At 67.5% G+C, this 20871-nt stretch carries 22 protein-coding genes; 9 read left to right on the forward strand and 13 right to left on the reverse strand.

What is annotated here, in order from left to right:
- Nucleotides 1-13: 13 nt before the first annotated feature.
- The gene (locus EA346_RS04905; RefSeq protein WP_296756262.1) at nt 14-340 is read right to left on the reverse strand and encodes a hypothetical protein; all 327 of its coding nucleotides are present in this window, start codon (nt 338-340) and stop codon (nt 14-16) included.
- Between the two features lie 28 nt (nt 341-368).
- Entirely contained in the window at nt 369-1130 is a 762-nt protein-coding gene (gene ubiG, locus EA346_RS04910) for a bifunctional 2-polyprenyl-6-hydroxyphenol methylase/3-demethylubiquinol 3-O-methyltransferase UbiG (RefSeq protein WP_296756263.1), read from the reverse strand.
- Between the two features lie 363 nt (nt 1131-1493).
- Here ubiG and mtgA point away from each other — a divergent pair, with 363 nt between their 5' ends.
- The 3 genes from mtgA to EA346_RS04925 all read left to right on the forward strand — a co-directional run bounded on the left by mtgA (nt 1494) and on the right by EA346_RS04925 (nt 5412).
- Complete coding sequence (gene mtgA, locus EA346_RS04915; protein WP_296756264.1) at nt 1494-2285, forward strand: monofunctional biosynthetic peptidoglycan transglycosylase; 792 nt, start codon at nt 1494-1496, stop codon at nt 2283-2285.
- Nucleotides 2286-2412: 127 nt separating this feature from the next.
- Nucleotides 2413-4653: a mechanosensitive ion channel domain-containing protein gene (locus tag EA346_RS04920; RefSeq protein WP_296756294.1), complete on the forward strand. Its 2241-nt coding sequence runs from the start codon at nt 2413-2415 to the stop codon at nt 4651-4653.
- 69 nt (nt 4654-4722) lie between these two features.
- Nucleotides 4723-5412 carry a zinc metallopeptidase gene (locus tag EA346_RS04925; protein ID WP_296756267.1) on the forward strand — a complete coding sequence of 230 codons (690 nt, stop codon included), beginning with the start codon at nt 4723-4725 and terminating at the stop codon, nt 5410-5412.
- 40 nt (nt 5413-5452) lie between these two features.
- Here EA346_RS04925 and minE read toward each other — a convergent pair whose 3' ends face one another.
- The 6 genes from minE to EA346_RS04955 form a co-directional block, all read right to left on the reverse strand.
- Entirely contained in the window at nt 5453-5707 is a 255-nt protein-coding gene (gene minE, locus EA346_RS04930; protein WP_296747340.1) for a cell division topological specificity factor MinE, read from the reverse strand.
- Nucleotides 5708-5712: 5 nt separating this feature from the next.
- Nucleotides 5713-6522 (reverse strand): septum site-determining protein MinD, encoded by an 810-nt coding sequence (gene minD, locus EA346_RS04935; protein ID WP_296756268.1) that lies wholly within the window; start codon nt 6520-6522, stop codon nt 5713-5715.
- 39 nt (nt 6523-6561) lie between these two features.
- Complete coding sequence (gene minC / locus EA346_RS04940; protein ID WP_296756270.1) at nt 6562-7314, reverse strand: septum site-determining protein MinC; 753 nt, start codon at nt 7312-7314, stop codon at nt 6562-6564.
- Nucleotides 7315-7463: 149 nt separating this feature from the next.
- The gene (locus EA346_RS04945) at nt 7464-8237 is read right to left on the reverse strand and encodes a DUF1295 domain-containing protein (RefSeq protein ID WP_296756271.1); all 774 of its coding nucleotides are present in this window, start codon (nt 8235-8237) and stop codon (nt 7464-7466) included.
- 89 nt (nt 8238-8326) lie between these two features.
- Nucleotides 8327-9373, reverse strand: coding sequence for a cyclopropane-fatty-acyl-phospholipid synthase family protein (locus EA346_RS04950; protein ID WP_296756273.1), 1047 nt, complete (start codon nt 9371-9373; stop codon nt 8327-8329).
- Between the two features lie 158 nt (nt 9374-9531).
- Nucleotides 9532-13134, reverse strand: a complete 3603-nt coding sequence (locus EA346_RS04955; protein WP_296756275.1) for a hydantoinase B/oxoprolinase family protein — start codon at nt 13132-13134, stop codon at nt 9532-9534.
- A gap of 99 nt (nt 13135-13233) precedes the next feature.
- Here EA346_RS04955 and EA346_RS04960 point away from each other — a divergent pair, with 99 nt between their 5' ends.
- Nucleotides 13234-14013 (forward strand): ceramidase domain-containing protein, encoded by a 780-nt coding sequence (locus tag EA346_RS04960; protein WP_296756276.1) that lies wholly within the window; start codon nt 13234-13236, stop codon nt 14011-14013.
- Between the two features lie 184 nt (nt 14014-14197).
- Here EA346_RS04960 and EA346_RS04965 read toward each other — a convergent pair whose 3' ends face one another.
- Both EA346_RS04965 and dksA read right to left on the reverse strand, forming a co-directional pair.
- A complete protein-coding gene (locus tag EA346_RS04965; protein WP_296756278.1) occupies nt 14198-14431 on the reverse strand; it encodes a hypothetical protein in 234 nt (77 codons plus the stop codon).
- A gap of 6 nt (nt 14432-14437) precedes the next feature.
- Entirely contained in the window at nt 14438-14848 is a 411-nt protein-coding gene (gene dksA / locus EA346_RS04970) for an RNA polymerase-binding protein DksA (protein ID WP_296747349.1), read from the reverse strand.
- Nucleotides 14849-15002: 154 nt separating this feature from the next.
- Here dksA and EA346_RS04975 point away from each other — a divergent pair, with 154 nt between their 5' ends.
- Genes EA346_RS04975 through murU form a run of 3 tightly spaced genes read left to right on the forward strand, consistent with a single transcriptional unit; the run spans nt 15003 to nt 17517 of the window.
- A complete protein-coding gene (locus EA346_RS04975; protein ID WP_296756280.1) occupies nt 15003-15797 on the forward strand; it encodes a metallophosphoesterase in 795 nt (264 codons plus the stop codon).
- A complete protein-coding gene (locus EA346_RS04980) occupies nt 15794-16831 on the forward strand; it encodes a phosphotransferase (RefSeq protein WP_296756282.1) in 1038 nt (345 codons plus the stop codon). The genes EA346_RS04975 and EA346_RS04980 overlap by 4 nt, the downstream gene beginning before the upstream one ends.
- Nucleotides 16819-17517: an N-acetylmuramate alpha-1-phosphate uridylyltransferase MurU gene (gene murU / locus EA346_RS04985; RefSeq protein ID WP_296756283.1), complete on the forward strand. Its 699-nt coding sequence runs from the start codon at nt 16819-16821 to the stop codon at nt 17515-17517. The genes EA346_RS04980 and murU overlap by 13 nt, the downstream gene beginning before the upstream one ends.
- A 21-nt stretch (nt 17518-17538) precedes the next feature.
- On the opposite strand, the gene EA346_RS04990 is transcribed toward murU, so the two are convergent.
- The 3 genes from EA346_RS04990 to EA346_RS05000 form a co-directional block, all read right to left on the reverse strand.
- The gene (locus tag EA346_RS04990) at nt 17539-17979 is read right to left on the reverse strand and encodes a DsrE family protein (RefSeq protein ID WP_296756285.1); all 441 of its coding nucleotides are present in this window, start codon (nt 17977-17979) and stop codon (nt 17539-17541) included.
- 93 nt (nt 17980-18072) lie between these two features.
- On the reverse strand, nt 18073-18825 hold the full coding sequence (locus EA346_RS04995; RefSeq protein WP_296756287.1) for an anti-sigma factor: 753 nt from the start codon (nt 18823-18825) through the stop codon (nt 18073-18075).
- Nucleotides 18818-19363 carry a sigma-70 family RNA polymerase sigma factor gene (locus EA346_RS05000; RefSeq protein WP_296756288.1) on the reverse strand — a complete coding sequence of 182 codons (546 nt, stop codon included), beginning with the start codon at nt 19361-19363 and terminating at the stop codon, nt 18818-18820. Before EA346_RS05000 ends, EA346_RS04995 begins: the two co-directional genes overlap by 8 nt.
- Before the next feature lie 114 nt (nt 19364-19477).
- Between EA346_RS05000 and EA346_RS05005 the strand changes: the two genes are divergently transcribed.
- A complete protein-coding gene (locus EA346_RS05005; protein ID WP_296756289.1) occupies nt 19478-19921 on the forward strand; it encodes a hypothetical protein in 444 nt (147 codons plus the stop codon).
- 4 nt (nt 19922-19925) lie between these two features.
- Nucleotides 19926-20871 (forward strand): glutamate--cysteine ligase (locus tag EA346_RS05010; RefSeq protein ID WP_296756291.1); only part of this gene is annotated, 946 nt, incomplete at its 3' end.

The following is a 20871-nucleotide window of genomic DNA, read 5'->3' on the forward strand; positions in this document are numbered from 1 at the left end:
GGGCGGCTCGTCGTCAGGCGTGACCCGCAGTCGGTGCGTCGTGCGTCGCCGTCTGCAGCGAACGCAGCGCCTGTTCCAGCACGTCGCGGGCCAGACCCCGGGTCAGCTCGGGATCAGCGGGAATCATTTCCGTGCGCACCGCAATGGCCATGGCGAGGGCCTGCAGCAGGTCGCCGTTGCGGGTCTCGCCCAGCAGTGCGATCTCGTGGTTCACGACCTCCAGAATGCGATCCAGCAGCTGGTGTACTCGGGTTGCGGAGCCGGTCTCGGGGTGCAGTCTGAATTCAAAGGAGATGGCATCCCCGGTCGGCGTGGTGAAACGATATGGCAGATAGTCCATGGTCTTCTCCAGGGTCGGGGAATCTTGGTCAGGTTCCGATGGCGGCTGGAACGTTCGCCATCAGCATGTAGTTGACGCCTTCGTAGCGCGTCAGGCGCATCCGCCTGCTGACGGGGTTCACGGCAACCCCGGAGCGGGCAACGATGCGACAACCGGCCGCTTCCAGCGGCCGGGTCAGTTCGCGGGGCCGGACGAACCGGCGCCACTGATGAGTGCCCCGCGGCAGCACCCGAAAGATGTACTCGGCACCGATGATGCCCGCGATGTAGGACGCCACGGTTCGGTTCAGGGTCGCCAGGACGAGGAAACCTCCGGGCCGTACCTTCGCCAGGCAGTGCTGGAGAAACGCCTGCGGGTCGACCACGTGCTCGATCACCTCCATGTTCAGGACCACGTCGAACCCGTCCTCGGCGAGGTCCTCCAGAGCCACGTGACGGTACTCCACCGCAAGGCCGCTGCCCTCGGCATGGCTGCCCGCGACGATGATGTTGCGCGGCGTCACGTCGATTCCGAGGACCTCGGCCCCGTGACGCGCCATGCTCTCCGAGAGGATGCCGCCGCCGCAGCCGACGTCGAGCATCCGGAGCCCCGCCAGCGGGCGCTGGACTTCGGGGTCCCGGCCCAGTTCGCGGGTCAGGTGCTCGACGACCCAGCTGCTGCGCAGCCGGTTCAGCACGTGCAGGGGCCAGAACGGCCCCTCCTCGTCCCACCAGGTCTCGGCCAGCCGTTGATACCGCGCCACCTCCTCGGGATCGACGCTGGCGGCCTGTATGGACTCCGTTTCCGACATGTCCGGCTCCCGGGCGAAGGCCTTGATGCATACCCCGATTTCGGCCGATTTCGCGGCAGTTAGTTCAGCCGGGGTTGGATTTGATGGTCGGGACGATACCCGGGCGGCTCTTTTACCGAGGGGCAGCCAGGCAGCACCAGGCCTGATTGTCACGAAAGCTCCGCCCGTGTTCAGATTCGTGCTGCTTCAAGGGGCGTGGATGTAGGAGGCCAGCCTCTGGCCGATGGGTTTTTCGGCGCCAGATCGGCGAGAGGGCTCGCCTCCTACGGGGTAAGGCTCATGCGAAGCCTCCGTGATCATCAGAACGCCGGATGCCTGCGGAATGCAGCGAAGCAACCGGGCATGGTCTGGCAGAATAGGCGGATGACGCGATCCCCCTCCCCAGCACGCACCCGCCGGCCACGCGCCCCGCGCAGGACGCTGCTCCGCCGGATTTTGCGCGCCGCAGCCCTCACCTTGGCGTTGCTGCTGGGACTAGCTCTGCTGCTGGTCCTGCTGCTGCGCTGGGTGAACCCGCCGTACTCGATGTACATGTTCAGCGAGGCCGCCGGCCCGATCGCGCCATCCCTGCGCCGGCACTGGCAGCCGGTGCACGAACTCCCGGTGCATGTGCCGCTGGCGGTGATCGCGGCCGAGGACCAGCGCTTTCCCCTGCACGGCGGATTCGACTGGCAATCCATGCAGGAGGCCGTGAACGAGTACCGGCAGGGCCGACGCCTCCGTGGCGCCAGCACCATCAGCCAGCAGACGGCGAAGAATCTGTTCCTATGGCACGGCCGGAGTCTTGCACGCAAGAGCCTGGAGGCCGGCTTCACCGTAGCCATCGAGGCGCTGTGGCCGAAAGCCAGGATTCTGGAGGTCTACCTGAATCTCGCCGAATGGGGTCCGGGCGTCTTCGGCATCGATTCCGCGGCACGCTACCACTTCGGCATCACGGCCCGGGAACTGAGCCGCGAGCAGGCGGCCCTGCTGGCCGCGGTGCTGCCGAACCCGAAGGTCTATTCCCCCACCCGTCCCAGCGAGACCGTGCGCAACCGGGCGCGCTGGATCGAGCGGCAGATGTCCCAGCTGGGACCCGGCTGGCTGGAGCCTCTGGACCTCGCCCGGGAAGGACACCCTGGCTCTGGCTGGCCACCTCCGGCAGCGAGCCGGTAGACTTCCCGACACCAAGCCCGGAAGCCAAGACAGACCGCAAACCTGGAGCAGCGCCGTGTCGAGACGATCCCGCCGGGGACTGAACAACGTCCTTCGCCCACTCCTCGCATGGCTGCTGCTCCTTGCGATCATCCCGGTCGCGGTGGGCGCCGCCAGTGCCAGCGAGGCCGACACCGTCGACGCCCTGATCTCGGTCCTGGAAGACCCCGACGCGCGGGAACGCTTGCTGGAGCGGCTGCGGGGCCTGCCCGCGGCCGGGCCCGACGATCCCGTGGCAGCGCCGGAAACGGAACCGGAGGCCGTCTCATTGCCGCGCCAGATCGCGCAGCTGACGCAGCAGGCGGCGGAAGGCGGCGTCGCCGAGATCCGCCGCCAGGTCGAGATGGCGCGCGAGGTGTTCGACACCCTCAGGGACGCAGACTGGGTGGCATTCGGACTGGCCGTGCTCGACCTCGCCATCCTGATCGCCGTGACTGTCGGCGTTTTCCTGGTCCTGCGCCGGCTCGCCCGGCCGCTGTTCGCTGCGATGGACCGCTGGGTTCTCGCGTCCAACCAAACGATGCTGCTGCTGCGCACCGTTCCTGCGGTCCTGCTCGCGGCCGCCATCGACCTGCTGGTGGTGGTCCTGGCCTGGGTCACCGGTTACGGGCTGGCCCTGCTCGTGCTGGGCGACGCAGGCTTGATGGAGATCCGGCATTCCCTCTTCCTGAACGCCTTTCTGCTGATCGAGGTCGCCAAGGCCGCGCTACGGCTGCTCTTCGCGAGCCGCTACCAGGGTCTGCGCGTCCTTCCGATGGCCGGCGAAGAGGCTGCCTACTGGAACGCCTGGCTCAGCCGGATGGTCGGCTTCATCGGTTACGGTCTGCTGCTGATCGTTCCGATCGTGAACTACAACGTATCGACCGCGGCCGGCCGCTCGGTGGGCCTGTTGGTGATGCTCGTCGCCTTCAGCTACGCCGTCGCCATCATCCTGCAGAACCGGGTCCGGGTCCGGCAGAAGCTGCTGGAGGCGGGCGAGCGCAGCGGGCTGATGTTCTCCCGCTTCGCATTGACCACGCTCGGGCGCATCTGGCACTGGGTGGCGCTGCTCTACTTCGCTGCACTGGCCGCCGTCAGCATCACTCGCCCGGAGGATGCGCTGCCGTTCATGGCAATGGCCACCGGCCAGACCCTGCTCGCGATCATCGCGGGTTTCTTCGTGGGCGCGCTGCTGACGCAGGTCATCAGCCGCCGGATTCACCTTCCGGACGAGACCCGGCGGAACTTCCCGATGCTCGAGGAGCGCCTGAACGCCTACATCCCGACCTCGCTGAAGGTCATGCGCATCGCGATCCTGCTGGTCGTGCTGGCGGTGATCGCCGACGCGTGGGCCGTGTTCAACCTCGGCGCGTGGCTGGCATCCGACGTCGGTGCCGGACTGCTCGGGAAGGTGCTCTCGGTGGCGATCATCCTCGGGATCGCGGCGCTGTTCTGGCTGGTCGTGGCGAGTTGGATCGAGCACAAGCTGAGCCCGGATACCGGCCGCGGGATGCCCAGCGCACGACAGAAGACCCTGCTGACCATCTTCCGCAACGCAATCGCGATCGCGCTGGTGGTGCTGGTGACGATGGTCGTGCTGGCCGAGATCGGCATCAACATCGGCCCGCTTCTCGCCGGTGCCGGTGTCCTCGGATTGGCGATCGGCTTCGGTGCGCAGACCCTGGTCCAGGACATCATCACCGGCGTCTTCATCCAGCTGGAGAACGCGATCAATACCGGCGACGTCGTACAGGTGGCCGGCACCACCGGCACGGTGGAGAAAATGACCATCCGCTCGCTCGGCCTGCGCGACCTGTCCGGAACCTTTCACGTGATTCCCTTCTCGTCCGTGGGCACGGTGTCGAATTTCACCCGCGACTTCGGCTATCACCTCGGCGAATACGGCGTCGCTTACCGGGAGGACACCGACGAGGTGATCGTGCGCCTGCGCCAGGCCTTCGAGGAACTGCGTGCCCACCCGGAACATGGCCTGAAGATCGTCGGCGAACTCGAGGTCCACGGCGTCACCGCCCTGGCCGACAGCTCGGTCAACGTCCGCGTCCGGATCAAGACGTTGCCGGGCGAGCAGTGGGGCATCGGCCGCGAGTACAACCGCCTGGTGAAGCGCCATTTCGACGCCGCCGGCATCGAGATCCCGTTCCCGCACATGACCCTCTATTTCGGCGAGGACAAGAAGGGCTCGGCACCCGCGGCGCATCTGCAGGTGGTGCACCGGCCGGCCGAGGGTCGGGAGGAGGCAGCGGAGAAGCCGGAATCCTTCGCGCGGGATCCCCGTGCGCGCGCCAATCCGAAACACAAGGGCGACTTCGACGAGGGCGACGATTCCTGAACCGGTTCCATCACGCGGCAACGGGACGGGAAACGGAAACTCTGACGCGGATGGATTAGATTAACGGCCATGGCACGGCTGCTGATCATCCTGATTCCGCTCCTCATACTGGCCACCTACGGGCCGGGATGGTGGGTGCGCAGGACCATGGAAAAGTACAGCCAACCGGCCGACCGCTACCAGGGCACCGGCGGCGAGCTGGCGCGGCACCTGCTGAACGAGCGCGGCATGCACGACGTGGCGGTGGAGGTCACCGAACAGGGCGATCACTACGACCCGGAGGCCCGGGCGGTGCGCCTGTCCGAGGGCAATTACCACAGCCGTTCGCTGACCGCGGTGACCGTGGCCGCGCACGAAGTCGGACACGCGATCCAGCATGCGGAGGGTTATACGCCGCTCAAGCTGCGCGGCGAACTGGTGCGCTGGGCTTCGGGCGGACAACGTCTCGGTGCCTTCATGATGCTGGCCATCCCGGTGATCACGATCATCACCCGTCATCCGGCACCCGGGCTTCTGTTCCTGCTGGCCGGGTTGCTGTCGATGGGACTGGCCGCGATCGTCCACCTGGTGACGCTGCCCACCGAACTGGACGCCAGTTTCGGCAGGGCCATGCCCATCCTGCGCGACGGCGGCTACCTGCACGACACCGATTACCGGCACGCGCACCGCATCCTGAAGGCGGCCGCCTACACCTACGTCGCGCAGTCGCTGATGAGCCTGCTCAACATCTGGGCGTGGCTGCGTTTCCTGCGCCGGTAGACGACAGAAGGCGCTGTCGGCGCCCCGGAAGGTCGGCGGGTCAGTCCTTTTCCGGCAGGGTGATGTTCAACTCCAGGACCTCGCAGTCGCCCTCGCGTTCGAGGTTCATCTGCACGGCCTCGTCGTCGACGTGCACGTATTTGCGGATCACTGCCAGGATTTCGCGGTGCAGCGCCGGGAGATAGTCGGGTCCCGAGCGGTGCGCGCGTTCGCGGGCGACGATGATCTGCAGCCTTTCCTTGGCCTGCGACGCCGACCTGGTCTTCGGGGAGCGGAAGTAGTCGAAGATACCCATGCCGGTCAGCCCCCGAACAGGCGTCCGAAGAAGCCTTTTTTCTCTAGCGTGGTGAAGCGGTAAGGACGCTCCTCACCCAGGAACCGTGCCACGGCGTCCAGGTAGGCCTGGCCCGCATCCGAATCCTCGTCCAGCACCACCGGGACGCCGGAGTTCGAGGCATTCAGCACCGCCTGGGATTCCGGGATCACTCCAAGCAGGTCGATCGACAGGATGTCCTGCACATCCTCGATGCTCAGCATCTCGCCCTTGTCGACCCTGGCCGGCGAATACCGGGTCAGCAGCAGCGTCGCGGGAATGGCCCCTCCACCCTGCTCCGCCTTCTTCGTCTTGCTGGCGAGAATGCCCAGCATGCGGTCGGAGTCCCGAACACTCGAGACCTCCGGGTTGGTCACGACGATCGCCTCGTCCGCAAAGTACGACGCCATCAGCGCACCGCGCTCGATCCCGGCCGGGCTGTCGCAGATCACGAACTCGAACTCCTTCGCAAGCTCGCCCAGCACGCGTTCGACACCTTCGGTGGTCAGCGCCTCCTTGTCGCGCGTCTGGGACGCGGGGAGGATGAAGAGATTGTCGGTGCGCTTGTCCTTGATCAGTGCCTGACGGAGATTGGCATCGCCATTGATCACGTTGACGAAGTCGTACACCACCCGGCGCTCGCAGCCCATGATCAGGTCGAGGTTGCGCAGACCCACGTCGAAATCCACGACCGCCGTCTTGCGCCCCTGCAGGGCGAGACCGGTTGCGATCGCGGCTGACGTGGTGGTCTTGCCAACCCCGCCCTTGCCCGAGGTAATTACTACAATGCGTGCCATAGAGCCTGCATCTCCTTGAGTACGGCGTCTTGCGATCGCCTAGATTTCCGTAATGTGAATGGTTTCACCGGACAGGGTGACCAGGCGATTCTCCCCGCGCTCGCCGTCGACAATGTCTTCGGCGATCCGGTAGTGTCCGCCGATGGACACCAGTTCCGCATCCAGGCGCCGGCAAAAGATGTGGGCGGAAACCAGGCCGCGCACCCCCGCGAGGGCCCTGCCGCGAAGCGTGCCATAAACGTGGATGTGGCCGTCCGCAAGAACCTCGGCCCCGGCCGACACCGCACCGGTCACGATCAGGTCGCCGCCCCGCGCGTAGATCTGCTGTCCCGAACGCACCGGCTGGTTCACCACCCGGGTCGGGGTGTGCACCGCGGGAACCGGCGCCGCCGCCTCGGGCGGGGCGGCTTCGGCCGGCTTCGCACGCGGCGCGGGGGCCTCCGACGCGGACTTGCCGCCCAGCACCAGCAGCGGCAGGCCGCTGGCCTCGGCCAGGGGTTCGGTGGCGGTGGCGCCCTGATGGATGCCGATCAGCTTGAAGCCATGCCGACGCACGTGCTCGAGCGCGACCAGCAGATCAGGAACCGGCACCGGACCGAGCCCCTCCAGGTCCGCCACGACCGGCATATCGCGCATCAACTCGGGCGCCTCTGCCATGCGGGCGCCCAGTGCGGCGTCGAGCTCCGCGGCGTCAACGGTGTGCAGGCGGAGGATCGAGACCAGCATCATCCGGCCCTTGAGTTCGATGGCGCGCAGGGTCGTTCCCCTCGCGCTGGCAGCGTCAGGTGGCATGGGGCACCAAAAAGAACGGGTTCAGGGGCATCGACAGATCCGGCATCGGCGCATTGTATCGTTTCGCGGCCCTGAAGACAGGGGCCGGACAGTGCGATCCTGCCCGGGTGGGCCGCCAACGGCAAGCCCCACGCGTCCGGGCGACGGCATCAGGCCCTGGGCGGCCCCGGGATCAAAGCGTTGGTGCGCTGCGCGTATTCGCGATAACCGGGCCGGCTCCCGCTCAGATGCTGGTCCAGCAGCGTCACGCCGGAAACCCGCAGGATCAGGAAGATCATCAACGCGACGCTGGGCAGGGCCCACCAGCCGCCGAACGCCAGCGCGATCAGGCCGTAGCCGAGCCAGAGGACGATCTCGCCGAAGTAGTTCGGGTGCCGGCTGAAATGCCAGAGACCCCGATCCATCACCTTGCCCCGGTTTGCGGGATCGGCCTTGAAACGGGCAAGCTGCCAGTCGGCGACCGACTCGTACACGAAGCCGAACAGCCAGACCGCCCAGCCCAGCCACACGAGAGTCCAGAGCGGGCTGCCACCCTGCACGCTGGCCAGCATCGGCAGCCCGATCACCGCCACCAGGGCGCCCTGCAACCAGAAGATCGTGAACAGGCTGCGCACGGCGAAGGCGTAGTCGGAGCGGTCCTCGCGCATCGCCGAGTACCGGGCGTCCTCGCCATGACCCCAGTTGCGCCAGCTGATGTGCGCCGACAGGCGCAGGCCCCAGAGCGTCACCGGCACGAGCATGACCCAGGCCGTCGCCGGTGTGCCCGCGAGCAGCCACCATACGAATGCGACGACGATGAAGCCCAGCCCCCAAACGCGGTCCACCAGGCTCGCGTCACGGAGCGGTACGCTGAAGATCCAGACCAGACTCATCAGCGCAATCGCCGCGAGCAGTCCCATGATGAAAAGCGTCATCGAATCCATCCTTCCGTTTTCAGGCCTTCCGTTTTCAGGGCACCGTTTTCAGGAACTTCCCGCCGGCACGCCCGCGCGTACGCACGCTGGCCAAACGATCACCCGGGTCCGGCCTCTTCGGGGCGTTGGAACAGCACGTGGGAGACGAACCACTCGTTGCCGTCACGGTAGCCGAACAGCTCGGCGCAGGCCATGTAAAACATGCGCCAGCGCTGGAACCACCGCCCCGCGTCGGCGCCGTAGGTCTGCTCGAACAGCGGCATGATCGCATCCCGCGCCGCGTCCTGCCGGCGCAGCCACTCGTTGCAGGTCCGCTCGTAGTGCCGCCCGTTGACGCGCCACTGCCGGATCACCTGCAGATCGGCCTGGAAGTGCCGTGCCAGGTCGTCGGAGGGCATCAGGCCGTCACGGAAGAAGTAACGACCCATCCAGTTCCCCGCACCCTCGCTCTCGAAGAAGTAGGCTTGCTCGCGGTGGCTGAATACGTGCACGAAGAGCCTGCCGCCGGGCCGCAGCCAGGTCGATGCTCGCCGCAGCAGCTCCTCCCAGTTGCGCATGTGCTCGAACATTTCGATGGACACGACGCGGTCGAACCCCGGTTGATCCGGGGCAAACTCGTTCATGTCACGGGTGACCACGCGCAGGTTGCCCAGGCCGCGCTCGTCGCGGCACGCCTCGATGAAGGCGCGCTGTGAATGCGAGTTGGAAACCGCAGTGACTTCGCTGCCGGGATAGTGCGCGGCCATCCACAGCGACAGCGAACCCCAGCCGCAGCCCAGTTCGAGAATGCGTTGCCCGTCCGCGAGACCGGCGCGCTCGCAGGTGACACGGAGCATCCGCGCCTCGGCGGCGTCGAGGTCGCCGACGTCTTCATCCCAGCGACAGCAGGAATATTTCAGGTGCTCGCCGAGGCAAAGACGGAAATAGTCGGCCGGGACCTCGTAGTGCTGTTCGTTGGCCACTTCGGTCGACAGCGCCACCGGGGCGGCCCGCATCGCCTCGAGCAGCGCCTGCCGCTGCTCCATCGCGGCCTCGACCTCCCGCCCCGCGTCGCGCAGCCGCTGCCGCAGCAGCTGCCGTATGCCGAAGCGAACCGCGGCGTCCGGCAGCCAGCGCCGCTCCGCCCAATCGATCAATGTCTGCATACCGCCCCCTGGTCACTTCCTTCTCATCGACTGGGCGAATGGCGATCGGTTCCACTGCGCGGCCCGCGTAAGGGGCCGTGAGCGACGCGAATTCCAGCGCCCGGCGTTTTCGGTGCGGGGTCCGGACCGGGCGCGGTTTGGCTGCGCCTCACGGCACCCTACGGTGGGCCGTACCCACCGCCCCCGGGCGTCTCGAGGACGACGCAGTCGCCAGCGCGAACCGCCCGTCGGTCGCAGGAATCCAGGCGCTCGATCGAACCGTCGGCACGCTCGATCGACGTGCGGCCGCATTGGCCCGCTGCGCCTCCCGCGAGTCCGAATGGCGGCACCCGGCGCCGGTTGGCCAGGATGATGACCTCCATGTCCTCCAGAAAGCGCAGACGCCGGATCACCCCGTCGCCGCCCCGCTGGCGGCCCTCGCCGCCGGAGCCGCGGCGCAGGCCGAAGTGCTCCACCCGCACCGGGAAGCGGGTCTCGAGCACCTCCGGGTCGGTCAGCCGGGAATTGGTCATGTGCGTCTGCACGGCGTCGGCGCCGGGAAAGCCGGGACCCGCCCCGGAGCCGCCGCAGACGGTCTCGTAATACTGGTAGCGGTCATTGCCGAAGGTCAGATTGTTCATCGTCCCCTGGGCAGCGGCCATCTCGCCGAGAGCGCCGTACAGGGCATCGGTGACCACCTGCGAGGTCTCGACGTTGCCGGCCACCACCGCGGCCGGCGGCTTCGGGTCGAGCATACAGTCGGCGGGCATCACCATCTCCAGCGGACGCATGCAGCCTTCGTTCAGCGGGATGTCGTCGTCGATCAGCGTCCGGAACACGTAGAGCACTGCCGCTCGTGCCACCGCCGCGGGGGCATTGAAGTTGTCTTCGCGCTGACCGGTGGTGCCGCTGAAGTCGATGCGTATGGACTCGCGCTCGCGGTCCACCTCCACGCCGACGCAGACCACCCCGCCGTTGTCCATCGGGTAGCAGAAGTGGCCCGGGCGCAGGCGGCGGATCACGGTGCGGACCGCCTGAGCGGCATTGTCCTGCACGTGCCGCATGTAGGCGCGCACGGTCGCGGCGCCGTACTGCCCGACCAACCGGCGCAGTTCTTCGACGCCGCGCGCGTTGGCTGCCGCCTGGGCGTGCAGGTCGGCCAGGTTCTGGGACGGGTTTCGCGCGGGATACGGCCCCCGCGTCAGGCGTTCCAGCATCGCTTCGGTGCGGAAACGGCCGCCCTGCACCAGGCGCATCGGCTCGATCAGCACGCCCTCCTCCGCCACCGTGCGCGAGAAGGCCGGCATCGAACCCGGCGTGATCCCGCCGATATCGGCGTGGTGCCCGCGCGCGGCGACGTGAAACAGGATCTCCCGCCCGCCGTCGTCGAAGACCGGCGTGATCACGGTGATGTCCGGGAGATGGGTGCCACCCTCGTAGGGGTCGTTCAACACGAAGACGTCCCCGGGTGCGATGTCCGCGCCGAAGCGGCGCAGCACCGCCTGCACGCTGGCGCTCATGGAACCCAGGTGCACCGGCATGTGCGGGGCATTGGCGACCAGCGCGCCGTCCGTATCGAACAGCGCGCAGGAGAAATCCAGGCGTTCCTTGATGTTCACCGAGTGCGCGGTGTTCTGCAGCGTGTAGCCCATCTGCTCGGCGATCGACATGAACAGGCTGTTGAAGACCTCCAGCATGCCCGGGTCGCAGGCCGTACCCGCAGCCTGGCTGGCGGCCTTCGCCGCCGCCATGCGCCGCAGCACCAGCACGCCTTCCGCGCCGACCGCAGCCGTCCAACCCGGCATCACCACCAGGGTGCCGGTGGCCTCGATCACCACCGCCGGGCCGGAAAGGGTCTGCCCGGGCTCCAGGTCTTCGCGCCGGTACAGCGGGGTCGACTGCCGGGATCCGTCGATGCCCACATCCACCTGCGTCGCCGGTTCCGGCTGCGTTTTGCTGGACGGGGGCAGAGCGGGGCGTGCCTCCCCCTCGCGCGCACCCGCGACGGCCTCGACCACGCAGGTGGCGGCGACCAGCGGGCGGTCCTCCAGCACGAAGCCGAAGCGTTGCCGGTAGCGTTCCCGGAAGTCCTCCGCCATCGCGGCCACCGGCGCCAGCGGGACCGCCAGCGCGGTGTCGGAGCCCTGGTAGCGGATCTGCACCGAGGGGAAGACGCCCGTTGTCATCCCACCCAGTGCCTGCGTGGCCAGTTCGTCCAGCGCGGCCTCGCGGAGCTGCTCGATGCAGGCCTCGATCCGCTCTGCAGCGGCGGGATCCTCCAGCGCGCACTCCAGGCTCTGTTCGCGCATTGCACGCACCTCGGCGATCCCCATGCCGTAGGCGGAGAGCACGCCGCCCAACGGATGCAGAACCACCTCGCGCATGCTCAAGGCATCCGCGACCTGGCAGGCGTGCTGACCGCCCGCGCCACCGAAGCAGATCAGCGCATAACGGGCCAGGTCGTGACCGCGCTGCACCGAGATCTTCTTGATCGCCTGGGCCATGTGCTGCACCGCGATGCTCAGAAAGCTTTCGGCCAACTGCTCGGGCGTGCGCCGGGGCGCACCCGCCTCGACCATCGTCTCGGCGAGGTCTCCGAACAGCACCTGCACACGGTCGCGGTCCAGCGGCTGGTCCTGGGCCGGGCCGAAGACCGCCGGGAAGAATTCGGGCTGCAGGCGCCCGAGCATCAGGTTGCAGTCGGTCACGGTGAGTGGCCCGCCGCGCCGATAGCAGGCCGGCCCGGGATTCGCACCCGCGGATTCCGGGCCGACGCGCAGACGAAGACCGTCGAACCAGCAGATCGAGCCGCCGCCGGCGGCGACGGTGTGGATGTCCAGCATCGGCGCCCGCAGCCGGACCCCGGCGACCTGGGTCTCGTAGACCCGTTCCAGTTCCCCGGCGTAATGGGCCACGTCGGTGGAGGTGCCGCCCATGTCGAAGGTGATGATCCGCTCGAACCCGGCCCTGCGCGCCACCTCGCGCGCGCCGACAATGCCGCCGGCCGGTCCGGACAGGATCGCGTCCTTGCCCTGGAACAGCCTGGCATCGGTGAGGCCGCCGTTGGACTGCATGAACTGCAGGCGCACCGGCCCCAGCGCCGTGGAGACGCGATCGACGTAACGGCGCAGGATCGGCGAGAGATAGGCGTCCACGGTCGTGGTGTCGCCGCGGCCCACGAGCTTGATCAGCGGACTGGTCTCGTGGCTGACCGAAACCTGCGCGAAGCCCAGGCCGCGCGCCAGTTCGGCGATCGCCCGTTCGTGGGCCGGAAAGCGGTAGCCGTGCATGCAGATGACCGCGACCGCCCGAATTCCCTCCGCGCGGGCCTGTTCCAGCCGCGGCCGCAGCGAGTCCAGGTCCACCGGCACCAGCACGGTGCCGTCGGCCCCGACGCGCTCGTCGACCTCCTCGACCCGCGAATACAGCAATTCCGGGAGCACGATCTGCCGGGCGAAGATCTCCGGGCGGGCCTGGTAACCGATTCGCAGGGCATCGCCGAACCCCCGCGTGATCACCAGCAGCGTGGGTTCGCCCTTGCGCTCGAGGAGCGCATTGGTCGCGACCGTGGTGCCCATTTTCACCACATCGATCGCGTCCCGTGGGATCGCATCACCGGGATCCAGCCCGAGAACGTCCCGGATTCCCTGCACGGCGGCATCGGCGTAGGCCTCGGGATTTTCCGACAGCAGCTTGCGCGTGATGAGGCCGCCGTCGGGCCCGCGTGCGACGACATCGGTAAAGGTACCGCCGCGATCGATCCAGAATTGCCAGCCAGCCATATGCGATCTCCCGAATCCTGCCACGCGCGAGGCTCCCGGGAGGGTAGCGACTTCCCGGCGAAGGTCCTCCCGCGGCACGCTTGCACGTATCATCGCCCCATGACGACGCACTGGCGCGCAGCCCTGGTGGCCCTGGTCCTGACGGCAATGGCGGCGTTCACCGCCTGGCTGCCACCCCTGCCCCAGCCCGAGGCCTACCACGCCTTCGCCGAAACGCGGACCCTGCTGGGCATCCCACACTTCGGTGACGTGCTGTCGAATCTCGCCTTCGTGCTGGTGGGATTCCTGGGCCTGGCCTGGTTCCTCCGCAACCGGCGGCGGCTGCACCGGCATTTCGTGCACCCCGTCGAAGCCTGGCCCTACCTGTGTGCGTTCGGCGGAATCGTGCTGGTCGGCGTCGGCTCGGCCTACTACCACTGGGATCCGACCCACCAGCGTCTGTACTGGGACCGGCTGGCGATGAGCATCACCTTCATGGCCGTCTTCGCGGCGATCGTCGGCGAGCGCACGCAGCATCGTGCGGGACTGATCGCGCTGCCGATCCTGATTCTGCTGGGCATGGCCGGAACCACGCACTGGCTGCTCACCGAACTCCACGGCGCCGGCGACCTGCGCCTGTACCTGTTGACGCAGGCGCTGCCGCTGATCGTCGGCACGCTGCTGATCCTGCTGTACCGCAGCCCCTACACCCGTGGCGGGGATTTCATCATTGCCGCGGGCTGGTACCTGCTCGCGCTCGCGGCGCAGAATCAGGACCACGCCATCCACTCGCTGACCGCGGGCTGGATCAGCGGCCATACCCTGAAGCACCTGCTCGCAGCCACCGCGATCTACTGGATTCTCAGGATGCTGCAACTCCGGCGCATCCGCGGCGGCTGACAGTCGGGAGTTAGCCGCGACGGCGAATGACGGCCTACGGCCTCTTCCGCCCCGCTTGTGGAGTGCGGGAGCTTGCTCCCGCTATTTGGTGCGGGGAATCGCCCAGCTCCCGACAGCGGCGGCAAGCCGCCGCACTCCATAGGCGCTCCGCTTTCATCCTTCGGGGTGGCGCAGGGCCGTGGGCTCAACGTTCCTCCGCCTCCAGCTGACGCCGCCGCTGCTCGCCCGTGTCCTGCATGAACTGCTGCATCTGTTCCTCGAACACGGGCAGGTCCTGCGGCCGCTGCGGCACGCGCGGCACCTCAGGCCCGGACCCGGCTGCAGGAACGTCGATCGAGCGATCCGGGATCCCGCCGATCTGCCGGTACAGCAGCAGACCGACGATCAGCAGGGCCGCGAGCAGCAGGATCAGGCGCATGGCCGGTCAATCGGCCCGGCGATGTTCGTCCCGCTCGTGGGCCTCCTGGGCCTCGACGCTCAGGGTGGCGATGGGGCGTGCCTCCAGGCGGGCCAGCCCGATGGGTTCACCGGTCTCCTCGCAATAGCCGTATTCGCCGCGCTCGATCCTGCGGATCGCGGCGTCGATCTTGCCGATCAGCTTGCGGTAGCGGTCCCGCGTACGCAGCTCGAGGCTGGCCTCGGACTCGTGGGTGGCCCGATCATTCGGATCGGGCTCCTGCCAGTTCTCGGTGCGCAGGTGTTCCAGTGTCTGCTCGGATTCGTCGATCAACTCGTCCCGCCAGACCTCCAGCTTGCGCCGGAAATAGTCGAGCTGGCGCGGGTTCATGTACGGCTCGTCGGCCGAGGGTCGGTATTCCTGTGATGCTGTGTCCATGCCAACGTCCTTTCACTCGACGCGTCCCGACCGGATCGCCGGGGCGGGAAACGGTAGTCATTGTTCCTGCAATTCGACCAGTATAGTCCAAGGCGTTACCTTACTGCGCGCGGACGAACGGGCCGCACCATGAGAAGCAAGATCGGGGGACCACGTGGCGACGAAGCAGAGTGACATCACCGTCATCCAGATCACGGACATGCACCTGGGCCGGACGCCCGGTCCGATCCGTTCCGGTTACCCTGACAGCGATGCGCAGCTGGCTGCGGTTCTCGAAGACCTCACACGACAGCACGATGCGCCGGACCTGGTGCTGGTCACCGGCGATCTGGCCGAGGACCCGGAGACGCCGGTATACGAACGTCTCCTCGGGCATCTGTCCGCCATACCGGCCCCGATCGTTGCGCTGGCCGGCAACCACGACGATCACGCGATCGCCCGCCGCAGCTTCATCGACGCCGGGCATGGCTTCGACGGCGAGCGGGTCCTGGGCAACTGGCTGATCATCGGTCTCGATTCCTCCTGGTCCGGGCATGCCGGGGGGCTGGCCTCCGCCACGGAGTTGCAGCGCATCGAAGACGCGATCAGCCGGCATCCCGAGCACTGGGTGCTGGTGGCCGTACATCACCCGGTGGTGTCGGTGGGCAGTCTGTGGCTGGACCGCATCGGCCTGAGCAACGGCGGCGAACTGCTGGCCCTGCTGGAGCAGCATCGGCAGGTACGCGCCTGCGTCTTCGGCCACATCCACCAGGCCTTCGACCGGATGCACGGCTCGATCCGTCTGCTCGGCTGCCCGTCCACCCTGGTGCAGTTCCAGCCGGGATCGCTGCTGTTCGCGCTGGACCCGGCCGAAGCCGGCTACCGGATCCTGCGGCTGTACCCGGACGGCGGGCTGGACACCACGGTCCGGCGTGTGCCCGGAACCCGACCGGCGGCGCTGGCCGAATGAGCGACTCTGCAATGCCGGTCGACGCGGACCCTCGTGCCCTGGCGCTGAACCGATGGCTGCGAAACATCGACCCGGAGTTCACCCCGGCGCAGCCGATGGGCAGCGATGCCAGCTTCCGGCGCTACTTTCGCAGTCAGCGGGGCGGGATCCGCCACGTGATCATGGATGCCCCGCCGGAACGCGAAGACACTGCGCCGTTCCTGCAGGTGGCGGGACTCCTGCACGCGATCGGTCTGCGGGCACCCGGAATCCTGGCCAGCGACCCGGATCAGGGCTTCATCCTGCTCGAGGACCTCGGCGACCGGACCTTCACCCGCGCCCTCGCGAACGGCGTGCCCGAACCGGAACTGTACCGGCTCGCCACCTCGACCCTGCTCGCACTGCAGGCGCGCTGGCTCGAGCGCGGCGCGGCAGGACTTCCCGAGGCGGACGCCCTGCCCCGCTACGACACGGACCTCCTGCTGCAAGAGGTCCGCCTGTTCATCGAATGGTACTGGCCCGAGGTCCGGGGCGCCGCCGTGCCTCGGGTGGTCGAGGACGCCTTCGAGCAGGCCTGGCGCGGGGTGCTCGACGCGCTGCCCGCCCTGCCCGGGACCCTGGTACTGCGCGACTTTCACGTCGACAACCTGATGCTGCTGCCGGCAGGCCGGGGGACCGACGCCTGCGGCCTGCTCGATTTTCAGGATGCCGTGCTCGGCAGCCCCGCCTATGACCTGGTCTCCCTGCTGGAGGATGCGCGGCGCGATGTCTCGCCCGACGTTGTCGCGGAAAACCTGGAAACGACGCTTGCCGAAGGCCGCTGGCCGTCCGCAGCGTTTCTGCATCATTACCGGGTCCTGGGTGCGCAGCGCACGGTCAAGATCATCGGCATCTTCACCCGGCTGGCCCGGCGCGATCACAAGCCCGGCTACCAGGTCCACCAGCCACGGCTTTGGCGCCTGCTGGAGCGTAGTCTGGAGCAGCCGGAACTGGAGCCGGTCGCGAGCTGGTTCCGTCGGCATTTCCGCAGAGACGGGCGACCGTGCGTGCGATGATCCTCGCCGCCGGGCGCGGCGAAAGGATGCGCCCGCTCACCGACCACACACCGAAGCCGCTGCTGACCGTCGGCGGCATCCCCCTGATCGAGCACACCATCCGGCGCCTGCACGAGGCCGGTTACCGGGATCTGGTGATCAACCTGGGGCACCTGGGGGAACAGATCGAGTCGCGCCTCGGTGACGGCGGCGGGCTCGGCGTCAGGATCCGCTACTCGCGGGAGCCGCCGGGCGCGCTGGAGACCGCCGGAGGCATCCGCGAAGCGCTGGATCTGCTTGGATCCGGCCCCTTCCTGGTCATTAACGCCGACCTCTGGTGCGATCACCCGTTGCGTCCGCCGGCCCTCGCCATCGACGCGCTGGCGCACCTGGTGCTGGTGGCAAACCCAGAGCATCATCCACAGGGCGATTTCACGCTGCGGGAGGGCCGGGTGGGCCTCTCCGGAGGCCCCCGCCATACCTTCGCCGGCATCGGCTGGTACCGCCCCGGCCTGTTCGCCGGCCTACCCCGCGGCCGCCGGGCGCTGGCGCCGCTGCTGCGTGACGCCATCACCGCCGGGCAGGTCACCGGCGAGATCCACCGGGGCGAGTGGATCGACATCGGCACCCCCGAGCGCCTGCGCCTCCTGGAGCAAAAAAAAACCCGGCAGGACCGGGTTGAAGGCTCCGAAGAGCACCCTCGCTAGGAGGGTCGGGGGAGAAGCGGGTCACGGCTTGATGTAGGTGTAGCCCTCGCGCTGCAGGATGGACAGTTGCGCCACACCGCTGAAGACGATGTCCGCCTCGGTCGTGTCGTACAGCGCTTCCATCGGCAGCTGGCGGGAGGTGAGCGTGTTGCGGCAAACCTGGAAGTCCACGCCCTGCAGCTTCAGGCTGTCGACCGCGGACTGGATATCGGGGTTCTCGTTGGCGCCCAGCAGCAGGTTGATGCCGCCCCCGTGCATCACCAGCTTGATGTCCATCTTATCGGCGCCAACGGCATTGATGTGATTCTGCACGTTGCGCAGCGCCGCGATGTGCAGGCCCGGATCAGCCTGGTTCACGTGGTAGACCACCCGCGTCTTGTCGTCGGGCGTGGCGGCAACTGCCATGCCGGAGACGACCAGCACCAGCACCAGCAGGAGCGAATAAAGGGCCTTCTTCTGCATTGCTTCTCGCTCCATCTCGATGAACGGCGGTTTTCGCCTGGTGATCACCGACGCGCACCGCGCCTGTGTACTGCCCCAATGGACAATGCCCGATCACACCCGGATATAGGTCCAGCCCTCCTGCTGTTTCTGTGCGGCCTCGCGCACGCCCGACTCGACCTCCTCGACCCAGGGAAGCAACTGGACGGGGCGTCCCTCCTCGCGCTCGTGCCGTGCGCGGGATTGCCCACAGGCGGTGACGCGCAGCCCGTCGTAGGTGTGCACCAGATCCCGGATGCGGTTCGGGAAGGGCGCCAGGTCGGCCCGCACCAGATCCATCCCGGTTCCGTGCAGCACCATCTGCACCTGGAGCTGCTCGTCGTTGAGCCAGGCCGTCTCGAACATGTGCTCGATGTCATCGAAGAGGGCCTCGGCGTCGCGCAGATCGACGTCGGTCACGTGAAACAGCACCCGTCGAACGTCCGTGACCGGCGCGATTTCCCCGCCCGCTGCCGAATCCCGCTCCTGGGACACCAGCGCAACCTGCTGCAGATCCACCGATTGCTCGCGGCTCACCTCGAGCACGGCGACCGTGCCCAGCGCCAGCGCGACCACGCTGGCGGCAATGGCGATCAACCCGCCGCCCAGCCGCCCCCGCTTACGCAGGGGGCGCCGCTTGGGATCGGGAATCGAGCCCTGGCTGTAGGCCATGTTCACCAGCTCCTTGAGCTGGTACATGTCACAGACCTCGCGGCTGAGATTCTCGCTGGCCGCGATGGATTTGAGCGTCAACAGGCGGTCCTCGGACGAGAACTCCCCGTCCACGAACGCATTCAGGATCTCGTCGCTCGGCCGCGTATCACTCACCGTGCGTCCTCACCAGCCGCAGCGTCGGCGACTCCGGGGCGGCCTGCTCCAGCAGCAGCTTGCGCAACTGCGCACGCGCCCGGCTCAGGCGACTCATCACGGTACCGATCGGAACCTCCAGCACCTCGGAGACCTCCGCGTAGGCAAAGCCCTCGAGATCCACCAGCGCCACCACCTGTCGATGGTCGTCGCTCAACCGGGCCATCGCCCGGCGGACGTCCTGCACGACACGACCGCGCTCCGTCTGCTTCTCGGGGCAGTCATCACAGGGGAGATCGATGCTATCCACGTCCACAGTGTCCTTCTGCCGCCGACCCCAGTCGCGATAGCAGTTGGTCATGATCCGGAAGACCCAGGCCTTCAGCGCGGCCTCATCCTGCAGGGTCTTCAGACGTGTCAGTGCCTTCATCATTGCTTCCTGGACCAGATCGTCGGCCAGAGCGGCGTCGTGACACCAGGCGAATGCGGTCCGGTAGAGCTGTGGACGCATGTCGCATACCTGCTGTCGCAAACGTCGCTGTGCGAGCCACGTTGCCATCAGTTCTCTCCTCACCCGACCGTCATAGCGGCCTTGCTTGTTCTTGTTCGGTGTTAGACGCTAGCCATGAAGGCCGTATTCCAGCACATTTTTCCTTCAACCCGTGGAAGCGCCATGTCCTTTGACCCGAAACAGCTCGAAAAATCTTTCGCCTTCGATCCGGAGACCGTGGCAGGCCTGCGCGAGAGCTGGTCGGAACTGATCGTCGCGGTCGTCTGGGACGACCTGAAAAGCGGGACCATCGGCGCCCTGCCGCGACTGCGCAAGCGGGTGCTCGAGGTGGGGGAGAACCTGCGCTCGCTGCTCTCGGACCGACGCTGGATCCCGCATGAGCGCGAGCGGGTCAAGGGCGCGATGGCGGCAAGCCTGAACCTGCGCGACAGCCTGCTGCAGGCGGACCGGGCCGCCAAGCTCGTCGCGGAGGGAAGCGATTTCCCGCGCTTCGAGGCCCGCTACCTGGCGTTCCGGCAGCAACTCCTGGCCTTCATCGAGACCCATGAGCAGATCTGGGCAGATCTGCTGGAGAGCCTCTACAGCGACGACGCAGACGAGGACTGAGGCCATGGGCGAAGACATCAGCGAGGAACGCTTCACCCCGGAAGACTTCCTTCGCTTCGCCGGCAACCTGGGTCGGGAAACCGAGCGCCTGGGACACTGGCTCCGCAGCCGGGAGGATCCGGGGGCTCAGCAGCCGCGGCTCGGATTCGAGATCGAAGCCTGGCTGATCGACGCCGACTGCGCCCCTCTCGCCGAGAACGAGGCCTTCCTGGAGCTCTTCGACAGCCCAATGGCCACCCTGGAACTGGCCCAGTTCAACATCGAGATCAACTCCAGCGTCTTCCGTACCGGTCCGGACTGTTTCTGCATGATCCTGTCCGAGATGTCGGAGACCCTGCGCAGGGCGCAGCGCGTGGCACGGCAGCTGGGCGGCGACATCCTGATGGCGGGTTCGCTGCCGACGCTGATGCCGCAGCACCTCGGGCTGCACCACATGTCCCGGCGCACACGCTATCGGGCGCTGAACACAGCGGTGCTCGAACGCCGCGCCCAGCGCCCGCTGCGTCTGGAGATCGAGGGCCAGGAACACCTGAGCCACGTGCACAGCGACGTGATGCTGGAGGCCGCGGCGACCTCCTTTCAGATCCATCTCGAAACGCAGCCGACAGTCGCCCACCGCGTATACAACGCCGCTCTGGCAGCCTCCGGGCCGGTGCTGGCGGCCTGTGGGAACACGCCGTTCCTGTTCGGCCGGCTGCTGTGGGAGGAATCTCGCATCCCCCTGTTCGAACAGGCGGTCGAGGTGGGCGGATTCGGCGAATCGGCGCGTGGTCCGGTGCGGCGCGTGACCTTCGGCAGCGGCTACCTGCGCGAGAGCATCGCCGAGGCCTTCATCGAGAACAGGGAACACTTTCCGATCCTGTTGCCCAGTCGACTCCCGGAGAACGACCCCAGCCTGCCGCACCTGCGCCTGCACAACGGCACCATCTGGCGCTGGAACCGGCCGATCC

This window comes from Thioalkalivibrio sp. (assembly GCF_007692535.1).
In the GTDB taxonomy this organism is placed as follows: Bacteria; Pseudomonadota; Gammaproteobacteria; order Ectothiorhodospirales; family Ectothiorhodospiraceae; genus Thioalkalivibrio.

Excerpts from the sequence above, each read along its gene's own strand:
- EA346_RS04905 (WP_296756262.1), bottom strand. The coding sequence starts at position 340 with ATGGACTATCTGCCATATCGTTTCACCACGCCGACCGGGGATGCCATC.
- ubiG (WP_296756263.1), bottom strand. The coding sequence starts at position 1,130 with ATGTCGGAAACGGAGTCCATACAGGCCGCCAGCGTCGATCCCGAGGAG.
- mtgA (WP_296756264.1), top strand. The coding sequence starts at position 1,494 with ATGACGCGATCCCCCTCCCCAGCACGCACCCGCCGGCCACGCGCCCCG.
- EA346_RS04925 (WP_296756267.1), top strand. The coding sequence starts at position 4,723 with ATGGCACGGCTGCTGATCATCCTGATTCCGCTCCTCATACTGGCCACC.
- minE (WP_296747340.1), bottom strand. The coding sequence starts at position 5,707 with ATGGGTATCTTCGACTACTTCCGCTCCCCGAAGACCAGGTCGGCGTCG.
- minD (WP_296756268.1), bottom strand. The coding sequence starts at position 6,522 with ATGGCACGCATTGTAGTAATTACCTCGGGCAAGGGCGGGGTTGGCAAG.
- minC (WP_296756270.1), bottom strand. The coding sequence starts at position 7,314 with ATGCCACCTGACGCTGCCAGCGCGAGGGGAACGACCCTGCGCGCCATC.
- EA346_RS04945 (WP_296756271.1), bottom strand. The coding sequence starts at position 8,237 with ATGGATTCGATGACGCTTTTCATCATGGGACTGCTCGCGGCGATTGCG.
- EA346_RS04950 (WP_296756273.1), bottom strand. The coding sequence starts at position 9,373 with ATGCAGACATTGATCGATTGGGCGGAGCGGCGCTGGCTGCCGGACGCC.
- EA346_RS04955 (WP_296756275.1), bottom strand. The coding sequence starts at position 13,134 with ATGGCTGGCTGGCAATTCTGGATCGATCGCGGCGGTACCTTTACCGAT.
- EA346_RS04960 (WP_296756276.1), top strand. The coding sequence starts at position 13,234 with ATGACGACGCACTGGCGCGCAGCCCTGGTGGCCCTGGTCCTGACGGCA.
- EA346_RS04965 (WP_296756278.1), bottom strand. The coding sequence starts at position 14,431 with ATGCGCCTGATCCTGCTGCTCGCGGCCCTGCTGATCGTCGGTCTGCTG.
- dksA (WP_296747349.1), bottom strand. The coding sequence starts at position 14,848 with ATGGACACAGCATCACAGGAATACCGACCCTCGGCCGACGAGCCGTAC.
- EA346_RS04980 (WP_296756282.1), top strand. The coding sequence starts at position 15,794 with ATGAGCGACTCTGCAATGCCGGTCGACGCGGACCCTCGTGCCCTGGCG.
- EA346_RS04990 (WP_296756285.1), bottom strand. The coding sequence starts at position 17,979 with ATGCAGAAGAAGGCCCTTTATTCGCTCCTGCTGGTGCTGGTGCTGGTC.
- EA346_RS05000 (WP_296756288.1), bottom strand. The coding sequence starts at position 19,363 with ATGGCAACGTGGCTCGCACAGCGACGTTTGCGACAGCAGGTATGCGAC.
- EA346_RS05005 (WP_296756289.1), top strand. The coding sequence starts at position 19,478 with ATGTCCTTTGACCCGAAACAGCTCGAAAAATCTTTCGCCTTCGATCCG.